Source organism: Pseudomonas sp. GW821-FHT09H03 (genome assembly GCF_059415945.1).
The window spans coordinates 1-10867 of record NZ_JBWKOF010000004.1; the positions used below are offsets into that span (position 1 = coordinate 1).

Genomic DNA, 10867 nt, shown 5'->3' on the forward strand with positions numbered 1-10867 from the left:
CTCAGCGTGATCAAGCGCCTGTTCATCGGCGTCGGGCAGGGGGTGAGCCTGTTCGTGCGCAAGCTCGGTATCAAGCTGATCGCCAATCAGGGCCCGGTCAGCGTGCAGGCGCAGAACGACAAACTTGAACTGATTGCGCGACATGGCCTGAACATCACCAGCACAGAAGATGAAATCCACATCACGGCGAAGAAAAGAATCGTCCTTAACGGCGGCGGCAGTTACCTGAGCCTGGATGAGTGTTGCATCGAGTCGGGAACGGCCGGGGATCACAAGGTCAAGGCGGCGGATTACGAGTATGTGCCAACCAAAGCCACCCAGGCTCCGCAGATTCCGCCAATGGCGCAGCGCATCGACCCACCGCTGGCGTTCCACGAGCAGTTCCGGCTCTTTGCCCACGACGGCGAACAACCCCGGGCCAACGTGCCCTACAAGATCACCGCAGCCTCCGGCAAGGTCTGGAAAGGCATCACCGACAGTCAGGGCTTTACCGAACGAGTCTATACCGCCAAGCCTGAAGCCCTGTCGTTGGTCTACGACATGGAGGAAGAGGAAGAGGAAGAAGAACTCGAAGGCATCACCTTGCGCCTGGGTCTGTTCTTCGATGGCACGGGCAACAACCTGGGCAACTCCGCTGCGACCGAACAGTGCCGGCGTGAGGATCTGGAACTGTTCGACAAGAGCGATTTGGCGAGCATTGTGCAACTGTGCAAACAGCATGGGTTTGACGGTTTTGATGGCAGTGGTTTTGCCAGTGCTCCGGATAACAGTTACGGCAATGCGCCGAGTAATGTGGCGCATTTGTATGATCTGTACCCGGACAATGCAGCGACACCGATGGAGCTTGGTGCAGCAGTTGGTTTTGTAGCGGTGTATCTGGAGGGCATCGGCACTCGCAGTGGTAGTAAGGACTCGCTGGCCGACCAAGCCACGGGTCGAGGGAAAACTGGCGTGGTGGCGCGCGTGGAAATGGCACCATCGCTAATCGCTAGGCAGATGAGAGCGTTCACAGATAAGAACGCTGGAAAGCTTATTCGACGAATCGAGTTCGACATCTTCGGTTTCAGCCGTGGGGCCGCCGCCGCGCGCCATGGCGCGAACGAATTGCTCAAGTCAGGGCGCGGGGTGTTTGCCGAGGTGTTGCAAGCTGGGCGCTTTGGCCTGACCCCGAGTTTCGATCCGGCGGTGGACGTGAGTCTCAATCTGATCGGATTGTTCGACACTGTCGCGGCGGTCATGGGTGCGGACCTGAGCGTAGCCAACGATGACAACCCGGGCGTCAACTTGTACCTGCCTCCCGGCTGCGCCCGCCAGATCATCCAATTGCAGGCCCGCGACGAGCACCGCCTGAACTTCGCCCTCAACAGCGTGCTGGACGGTCATCGACAAATCAGCCTGCCCGGAGTGCACTCGGACGTCGGCGGTGGATACCTGCCGAACGCCCGCGAATGCTTATGGGTTACGGCGCCGTTGCGGATCGGTGTTTCAAATTATCAACGGCCGGAGTCGCACCCACAATGGGCGAAACTTCAAGCACAGGCCAAGACCTTGCGCGAAAGTGGCCTGGCTGGCAGCGGCAGCCTTGAGGTCAAGGCGTTGGCAATCCCGCCTGTCCCACGCGGCCCGTCTGAGCCCAAGGTGGAGGAGTACTGGCTGGTGCTGGTGCTCGACCGCTCGGTTCGCGGCGAACTGGCACTGATTGCCCTGCGCCTGATGCGTGAGCTGGGTGTGCGCCATGGCGTGCCGTTCAAAAACCTGGAAGCGCGGCCTGAATGGGCCCTGCCAGAAGAGCTACGGCCCATAGCTGAACAAATTCTGGAACAAACCCTGGCGGGCAATGAGGTTCGCCTCGGTCCGGCCGAAGAGTGTTTGTTGCGCGGCCGATACATTCACCAATCCGCCCATTGGACCCCTCGCGCCGGCCTGTTGATCAGCAAGCCTGCGCCGAACAAGCAGCGAAACATTCACCCCAACCAGCCACAGAAGGGCTATCCGCAATGAAGCGCCTTAGCCTCATCATAGGGTTGTTGATCAGCCTATCTGCCTGTGCCCGTGAGCCTCAATCATCGGCACCACCCAACCTGCCTTATGACAGCTGGTATGTGGGCTTGGCGGCACCGCGTTTCATGGAAGTCTGGGTCGAAACTGTGGATGTTCTCGATCAGCGCGGATTGCCGTTTTTTCGAGTACATAGAGGCGTTGCTAGCTATACCGGCAAGGCGGAAGGATGGCACACGGGAGGAGGGAAAAACAAACCGGTGAACAATGTCGATTTGCCCGAGCGACTCTTCTTGCGCTGGCAATCACTGGCGGAGCCACAGGCATACAAGATCAGAATCACCATTCCGCAATGGGTGCGCGATGAGATGGTCAAGCCACATCATGTGTTTTGCAAGTGGGATCAGAAGGTGGTGACTCTCTATAGAGATACGATCACGTTAGGTATGGCTCCGGGGGGGATTGTTAAGGTCTGGGTAGGAACGGGATGTCTGGAGCACAAAGAGGTGGGCCGGTTTCAGGCCGAGATCGAACCACTTGGACCGTATCGCGGCAAGAGTAACGGGCAATACGTACCGATTGAGCCTGAGAACAAAGCCTATGTTGACGCGCATGGCATTCCCTATGGCTCGTGGTGAAGGGTTATCCGCAATGACGCGCTTGAGTCTCCTCATCGGCCTGCTGTTCAGTCTATGCGCCTGCGCCCGTGAGTCCCAACTGCCCGCGCCGCCTCAATTGCCTTATGACAGCTGGTATGTGGGCTTGGCGGCACCGCGCTTCATGGAAGTCTGGGTCGAGACGGTGGATGTACTTGATCAGCGCGGTCTGGCGTTTTTTCATGTGTTTGGAGGTGTCGCTGGTTACACCCGCAAGCCGGAAGGCTGGCACAAAGGAGGAGGCGCAACGAAGCCAGTGAACAACGTTGACCTGCCCGAACGACTCTTCTTACGGTGGCAATCACTGGCGGAGCCACAGGCATACAAGATCAGAATCACCATTCCGCAATGGGTGCGTGATGAGATGGTCAAGCCGGAGCGGGTGTTTTGCCAAGGTTCCAAAAAGTGGAAAGACGACTACCGCGACTCCGTCACTCTGGGAATGGCCCCTGGTGGCATCGTCAGGGTCTGGGTGGGAGGCGCGTGTCTGGATTACAAGGAAGTCGGCCGCTTTCAAGCCGAGATCGAGCCACGGGGGCCATATCTGAACAGCAAAGGCATTTACTACCGGCCGTTGAAGCCTGAAGCAAAGGCCTATGTCGACGTGCATGGCATTCCTTATGGCTCCTGGTAAATGTTCGTTAAGTATCTGTGTAGTGGGCTTTTAAGCCAAGGGATTACTGCACGCAAAATTTCAAAAGGACGTTAATAGTATGCAGCAAGTTATATATGCAGGCAGTACCAATAACACCGATAACACTGTGATCAAAGTCATATCTGCGGACAGTGCTTTGACTTGGTTGTCGCCGGCAGAAAATGCCGTATTCAAGATTACACAGGACGCATTGCTGCCCGATATTGTGTTTGAGTTTCATACTGAACATGTCGGGCTTTACACGTGGTCGTGGTCGATTGAGTGGGAGGCGAAAGCCAGTGGGTTGAGGGAGCGCGCTCGTAAAGACGAAGTCCTGCAAATCTTCAATGCTTCCGGATCGCTTGTGAGCGATAAAAGAACATGGTCTGTGAATCTTTCTGAGCAAGTGCTGGGCGGCATTTTAACGGTCGGCGTAAGTGTCGGCGAAAAGTCCCTGAGCAGAAGCGTTGTCATACAAGGGCAAAACCCGACAAGGCAGAGCATCGCCAGCTATGTAAACAGTCTGGACGATATGTCCGGCTTCGAAAAGTTGCTGGAGCAAGAAACCCGCTCCAAGCACTTTATAGAACTTGATGGCGAACCCATCGTCGCCTTCGACAAAGGCTACGGCATCACGCAAATGACCAATCCAGCGCCGAATTATGAACAGGTCTGGAACTGGAAAGCCAACATCCTGGCGGGTTCTTCGATTTACAAGGACAAGGTACGCATCGCTAAAAAATACCTTGGGCAGGGTGGCAGAACCTATACCGACGACCAACTGCAGCATGAAATATTCAGCCGCTGGAACGGTGGTTCCTATCACGAGTGGGACACGGTCTCGGCGTCCTGGGTCAGAAAGAAAAATCTCTTGTGCGATAGCAATACCGGAAATATTGGCTGGCCGATGAATAACGAAAAGAACAAGGACAAAACTCAGGCTCAGCTACGAGAAAGGGATAAGGAGACTTATTCGAAGGGTACGAAGGGGCAGTCGGAGGATCATCCATGGCAATACCAGGGAGTGTGTTATGCAGATCATGTGCTGGGTAAATAAGGTCGCAAAGACGCTGCTTTGTTTTGTGTTTTGTTTGGCCCCGGCTTTTTATGCCAGTGCCGAGACGACGCCGATAACAAAAGTCAGTGGACAGGCTCAACTGCAGTTGGCCGATGGCGCAAATTATCAAGTGAAGTTGATGGTTGATACCGACGCTGTTTTTTATGACAAAGACAAGCACAAGGCCGGGGAGAGTGAATATGTTTCGCTGTTCCAGATCGCACCCTCGAACCCTGCACAGCCCTCAGGTCTGTGCGGCTCTGGAAGCGAAATCTGGCTTTATGTTTATCAAGTCCAGAGTGCAGGTCTTGTTGAAAAAACCAGGTTATTGGTTAGCAGCTGTTTGCGATCGGTTTCGATGGAAAGCCAAAACTCCGGTGCCCGGCAGCAAGACCTCGATTTCTCTTCCGTGCAGTGGAACCCAGAGGGGTTTTCCATTCAGTGGTTCGTACATGCCGATGCGGCCGGTCGGCCGTTGCAGCGCTCGAATTTTGTATTGCATGACGGCACTTTTTTGCGGCAAGACGTATTGATTGAAGAGAATCCGGGCACCGGGTCATCCAAAAGGGAAAAACAATGAAAGGCATCATTCGGATTGGCGACAAAACCACCGGTGGGGGCAGCGTACTTTCGGGTTCCGCCGTCATGCGGTTCGAGGGCATAGGTGTGGCGCGCGAAGGCGATCCGGTGAGCTGTCCGGTTCCAGGCCACGGCCGCACGGTGATCGCCGAAGGGCATCCGGCGTATCGGGACAATGGTGTTCCGGTTGCTTTTGACGGCCATTGCTGTGCGTGCGGGTGCGCTCTGATCTCCTCGCTGCCTGTAGCGGGTGCGAGTTAACCCATGCCGGTCAGATTGGATAAGGTCCCTGCGCAGGCTGTGAGACCCAAGCGCCCGCGTGTCTGGCTTTGGGCAGCCTTGTTACCTCTTTTGTTGCTGGTGGGAACGGGGTTGGCCTGGCTGTTCAGCCCGGTTCCGTTGAACCAGCAGTCAGCCGACTTCTGGGCGCTGTTCCTGGGAGTGCCGTTGGCTGGGTGGGGCGTACTGGGTTTCGGTCGAGTGTTGTTTTACATAGGCCAACAAAGTGCTGCCGATGGTTGGGATGACGCACGGGAAAAGGATGTGTTTCTCCTAACCCGACAAGGGCGCCGCACCCAGCAAGTGTTGGGTGCGAGTCTGTACACCGCGCTTCGTGAGCCCGGGGAGATGCCCGCCGCCCAGCTTGACAGGTTGCTGGCCGGAACTGTCGCACTCGAGGCTCAACCGGTCGGCGAGGGTAAGCCACCGCTGCGTCACACTCATTTTTCAGGCGACAGGGAAGACCCGGAGCACCTGCTGCTGGGCGTTTTGAAACAGGTGCTCGGTGATTTGGCGTCATCCCTGGCACCATTGCCGGACAGCACACCACTGGCGTTGTTACTGGAGGTCGAAAGCGGCTTGCCGGAGGGTGTCCTGCGGCGTGTGTGGCGAGAGGCTTGGAGCCTGTCCGGCATCCGTCAATCTACAACGCCGGTCGAGGGCCGTGGGTTGGCGGTGGTGGATCACTGGCTCGACCAACGCATCGACGATCGGGCGTTGCTGATGGTGGTGGCGTTGCAATTCGCTGCGGGGCAACCCGAAGGCACGGCGGAAGTCGCCGTTGGCCTGTTGTTCGGCAATCGCCTGACGCAATCCACCTTGGCACCTACGGCCTACCTCCATCGCCCTGAACTGGAGCGCGCGCCCACCGACGATGCATTGCTGTATTCCGCTAGGCAGGCTCTCGAATGGGTGCCGTTGCCAGCGCAGTCCATCGAACAGGTTTGGCGAGTGGGCATCCATGCGCAACGCCATGCTGCTTTGTCGACGGTGTCGGCCGTTCTCTCGCTGCCAACCGTACCCAACCAAGCATGTTGCAGTCTCGATGGCTTGCTTGGGCATCCGGGTCAATCTGCCCCGTGGGTGGCGATCGCCGCCGCTGCGCAGTCCATCGAACGCGGCGCGGGGCCGCAATTTATTTTCAGTGGCGGCGCTGTCGCCGATGGACTCTGGAGCACGGTGTTGATGCCCGTGTCACCCCTTTCGAAATAGGAAATCTCGAATGCAGTTTCGACGCTCTATAGGTATAGGCGGGCTGGTGAGCCTGTTGGTGATCGCCGGTGTGGTGTTGAGTCTGCTGCTCTGGCGTCACCCGGAGTCCCTGGGTATTGCCGCCGGCAGTGTTCAGCAGACGCTGTGGCTTTCGGTGACTTCGGTGCTCACCTTTATCGCATCGATGTTTCTGGCTGGCTATCACGTGCTTGGACGGCAAATGGGAGGTTCGGCCTATGCCCGGTGCGACAGGGATGATATTCCCGTGCCTGTGCGAGTCCCTCGCCCTGAATCCGATGTTGTTCAGGCCAGGCAATGGGTGGCCAAGGTCAGAGCCTCCTATCGGGCGCACCACAGCTTCTTGCGGCGTGACAAAACCCGCTTCCTGCTCATTGTCGGCGAGCCCGAGCAGATCAAGGCCATTGCCCCTGGCCTGACCCGGGACCATTGGCTGGTTGACCGGGACACCGTGCTGCTCTGGGGTGGCTGTGTGCAAGACAATCTGGACGATGTGTTGATCGAGCGCTATCGCTGCCTGACCCGCTGGCGCGCTCTCGACGGCGTGGTCTGGGCGGTGAATGCCGAACAGAGCGCCGACGGCTACCACATGGGTAAAGGCGCACGGCACCTGCAAGACCTCGCGCACACGCTCGGCTGGTCGCTGCCGCTGCACCTGTGGCAGGTCTGCGCCAGTAACTGGGTACAGGACAAACGGCCAAGCCAGGCAGTGGGTTGCGCACTGCCGTCACGCCTCACCGCATCAGACCTGGAATCATCGCTGCACGCTCTGCTCGGCCCCCTGCGTCAGGAAGGCTGGGCACAGATGAACAAGGTGATGGGCCATGACTTTCTGGTGCGTCTGGCGCGGGACCTGGAGGTTGGAGGCGTGGCCCGCTGGCGCAAGGCGCTGACGCCGTGGTTCGGGACCGGCAAGCAGGAGGTGCCGTTGCGAGGCCTGTGGTTCAGCCTGCCGTTGCCCGCTACCGCTATATCGCAGAACGAGGACGATCACTTCTGGCCCATGGACCCGGCCTGGCAAGGTGTGCTCGGCGAACCCAAACAACCGAGTCGTCGCTTGGGCTGGAGCGCTCCGCGCGTCGCTTATGGCCTGGCGTTGACCGTGGCCCTGGTCTGGGGCGCCGGCCTGCTGTTGTCGTTCATCAGCAACCGCGTGCAGATCCACCATTTGCAGACCCCACTCAGCGCCCTGCAGCAAGCCGCCCCCGGCGACGCGCAATTGAGCGCCCTCAACGAGCTGACCCGCGAACTCGGCCGCCTGGACTACCGCGCCACCCACGGCACCCCGTGGTACCAACGTTTCGGTCTGAACCAGAACGACACACTACTGGCCTCGCTATGGCCGCGTTACGTCGAAGCCAACCAGCGCCTGCTGCGTGACCCGGCGGCAGCCACCCTCAAGGCCCGGCTCAACGCCTTGGTCAAGCTGCCCCCGGACAGCCCCGAACGCGCCAAGCGTGCCCAATCCGCCTACGCGCAACTCAAGGCCTACCTGATGCTGGCCCGCCCGGAAAAAACCGATCCAGCCTTCCTCACCAAGGCCCTGACCGACGCCGAACCACAACGCGCGGACTTTTCCCCTGGCCTCTGGCAAGCACTGGCGCCAGCCCTGTGGCAGTTCTACGCCGAACAATTGGCCGCCCATCCAGAGTGGCGCATCGACGCCGATCCCAAGCTGGTGGCCCAGGTCCGCCAGGTGCTGATCAGCCAGCTAGGCCAGCGCAACGGCGAAGCCAGCCTGTACCAGTCCGTGCTCGACAACGCAGCCAATCACGCGCCGGCACTGGGCCTGCAACAGATGGTCGGTGACACCGAAGCCACAGCGCTGTTTGCGACCTCAGCGGAAGTGCCCGGGGTGTTCACCCGCCAGGCCTGGGAAGGGCAGGTGCGCCCGGCCATCGAGGCCATCGCCGAGGCGCGCCGCGAGGAGATTGACTGGGTGCTCAGCGACAACCCGGGGCGTCTCGCCGCCGACCTCAGCCCGGAGCAGCTCAAGCAGCGCCTGACCGACCGTTACTTCCAGGACTACGCCCACGCCTGGCTGGATTTTCTCAACAAGCTGCGCTGGCAACCGGTCGACAGCCTCGGCGAGGTGATCGACCAGTTGGCGCTGATGAGCGATGTGCGTCAGTCGCCGCTGATCGCGCTGATGAACACCTTGGCTTATCAGGGCCAGGCCGGCACTCGCCGCCAAGCGCTTGGCGACTCCCTGGTGCAGTCGGCGCAGCAACTGCTCGGCAAAGAACCTACACCGCTGATCGAGCAGGGCGTGCCCGGTACTGGCAGCCCACTGGACGCCACCTTCGGGCCACTGCTGACCCTGCTCGGCAAAGACGCCGACAACCAAAGCGACAGCGAACGCCTGAGCCTGCAAGCCTTCCTCAACCGCGTCACCCGGGTGCGCCTGAAGCTGCAACAAGTGAGCAACGCCCCCAACCCGCAGGCGATGACCCAGGCCCTGGCGCAAAGCGTGTTCCAGGGGCACAGCGTCGACCTCACCGACACCCAATCCTACGGCAGCCTGCTCGCCGCCAGCCTCGGCGCCGAGTGGGACGGCATCGGCCAGACGCTGTTCGTGCAGCCGCTGGAGCAGGCCTGGCAGCGAGTCCTGCAACCCTCGGTGGCCGGCCTCAACAGCCAGTGGCAGCGGGCGATCGTGCGTGACTGGCAGGGCGCGTTTGCCGGGCGCTACCCCTTTGCCGCCGCCGGCAGCGATGCCTCGTTGCCGATGCTCGGGCAGATGATCCGTGCCGACGCCGGGCGCATCGACCAGTTCCTCCAGCAGCAACTGGGTGGCGTGCTGCGCAAGGAAGGCAGCCGCTGGGTGCCCGACGCGCGGCACAGCCAGGGCCTGCACTTCAACCCGCAGTTCCTCGCGGCGGTCAACCAGCTCAGCCACCTCGCCGACGTGCTCTACACCGATGGCGGCATGGGCCTGAGCTTCGAATTGCGCGGCAAACCGGTGCGCGACGTGGTGCAGACCACCTTCATCCTCAACGGCGAAAAGCATGAATACTTCAACCAGAAGGAAAGCTGGCAGCGCTTCAGCTGGCCGGGTTTCAGCCATCACCCGGGCACGCGCCTGAGCTGGATCAGCGTGCAGGCCAACGAGCGCCTGTTCGGCGACTACGAAGGCACCTGGGGCCTGATCCGCCTGCTCGAACAGGCGAAAGTCACCGCGCTCAACGACACCGACAGCCAGTTCCGCGTGCAACTCAGGGCCCCCGACGGCCTCGACCTGACCTGGTACCTGCGCACCGAACTGGGGGCGGGGCCGCTGGCGTTGCTGAAGTTGCGTGGCTTTGAATTGCCGGCGCAGATTTTTCTCGGCAAGGGTTGACGAGTGCTGCAACAGGGAAGGGGATTGGCTTAAAGTCGGGTACGGCAATAACAGGCTTTGTGTTATTCCAATCGCCCCCCCCTGATTGATTCCATTGAGAGGCAGTGATGTTCAAAGGCATTCTGGTCGACAAAGACGACAGCGGTTACCGGGCCACCGTACAAGAGATCGATGACGATCAACTGCCCGAGGGCGATGTCACGGTTCGCGTGACGTACAGTACGTTGAACTTCAAGGATGGCCTGGCAATTACCGGCAGCAGTCCGGTGGTGCGCAAGTTTCCGATGGTGCCGGGGATTGATCTGGCAGGGACTGTCGAAAGCAGCGAGCATCCGGATTACAAGGTCGGTGACAGTGTCCTGCTCAATGGCTGGGGCGTGGGTGAAGGGCACTGGGGTGGCCTGGCGCAGAAAGCCCGCCTGAACGGCGACTGGCTGATCCCGCTACCCAAGGCGTTCACCGCCGCGCAGGCGATGGCCGTCGGCACCGCGGGTTACACGGCGATGTTGTGCATTCTGGCGCTGGAGCATAACGGTGTGACGCCGGAACAGGGCGAAGTACTGGTGACTGGCGCCAACGGTGGTGTCGGCAGTTTCGCCATCGCGCTGCTGAGCCGACTGGGCTACCGAGTGGTCGCGTCCACCGGGCGTACGTCGGAACACGATTACCTGAAGCGACTGGGCGCCAGCGAAATCATCGACCGCGCGAGCTTGTCCGGTCCAGGCAAACCCCTGGCCAAGGAGCGTTGGGCAGCTGTCATCGATTCAGTCGGCAGTCACACGTTGGCCAACGCCTGTGCCAGCACTAAAGCCAATGGCACCGTCGCTGCCTGTGGCCTGGCCCAAGGCATGGACTTTCCGGCTTCCGTCGCACCCTTCATTTTGCGCGGCGTGACCCTGGCCGGCATCAACAGCGTGACTCAGCCGAAGGCTAAACGGATCGAGGCGTGGAATCGCCTGGCCCAGGATCTGGATTTCGACTTGTTGTCGCTGATCAGCCATGAAATCGGTTTGAGCGAGGCCATCGACGCCGCTCCGCGCTTGCTCGCTGGCCAGTTGCGCGGGCGGGTGGTGGTCGATGTGAACCGCTGACAG

Annotated in this window: 9 protein-coding genes; all 9 read left to right on the top strand. The window is 60.0% G+C overall.

Annotated features, from left to right (window positions below):
• On the top strand, nucleotides 1-2001 hold a 2001-nt coding region (locus AC07OG_RS06785; RefSeq protein WP_495066521.1), incomplete at its 5' end, for a DUF2345 domain-containing protein.
• The gene (locus AC07OG_RS06790) at nucleotides 1998-2636 is read left to right on the top strand and encodes a DUF2931 family protein (protein WP_495066522.1); all 639 of its coding nucleotides are present in this window, start codon (nucleotides 1998-2000) and stop codon (nucleotides 2634-2636) included. The genes AC07OG_RS06785 and AC07OG_RS06790, both read left to right, overlap by 4 nt.
• 13 nt (nucleotides 2637-2649) lie before the next feature.
• Entirely contained in the window at nucleotides 2650-3288 is a 639-nt protein-coding gene (locus AC07OG_RS06795) for a DUF2931 family protein (protein WP_495066523.1), read from the top strand.
• A 79-nt stretch (nucleotides 3289-3367) separates the two neighbouring features.
• Nucleotides 3368-4345: a hypothetical protein gene (locus tag AC07OG_RS06800; RefSeq protein ID WP_495066524.1), complete on the top strand. Its 978-nt coding sequence runs from the start codon at nucleotides 3368-3370 to the stop codon at nucleotides 4343-4345.
• A complete protein-coding gene (locus tag AC07OG_RS06805) occupies nucleotides 4320-4925 on the top strand; it encodes a hypothetical protein (protein WP_495066525.1) in 606 nt (201 codons plus the stop codon). Before AC07OG_RS06800 ends, AC07OG_RS06805 begins: the two co-directional genes overlap by 26 nt.
• Nucleotides 4922-5185, top strand: coding sequence for a PAAR domain-containing protein (locus tag AC07OG_RS06810; protein WP_495066526.1), 264 nt, complete (start codon nucleotides 4922-4924; stop codon nucleotides 5183-5185). Before AC07OG_RS06805 ends, AC07OG_RS06810 begins: the two co-directional genes overlap by 4 nt.
• A 3-nt stretch (nucleotides 5186-5188) precedes the next feature.
• Entirely contained in the window at nucleotides 5189-6415 is a 1227-nt protein-coding gene (locus AC07OG_RS06815) for a KPHS_23130 family T6SS system protein (protein WP_495066527.1), read from the top strand.
• A gap of 10 nt (nucleotides 6416-6425) precedes the next feature.
• A complete protein-coding gene (locus AC07OG_RS06820) occupies nucleotides 6426-9773 on the top strand; it encodes an ImcF-related family protein (RefSeq protein WP_495066528.1) in 3348 nt (1115 codons plus the stop codon).
• Nucleotides 9774-9880: 107 nt separating this feature from the next.
• The gene (gene acuI, locus AC07OG_RS06825) at nucleotides 9881-10864 is read left to right on the top strand and encodes an acrylyl-CoA reductase (NADPH) (RefSeq protein WP_495066529.1); all 984 of its coding nucleotides are present in this window, start codon (nucleotides 9881-9883) and stop codon (nucleotides 10862-10864) included.
• Nucleotides 10865-10867 lie beyond the last annotated feature (3 nt).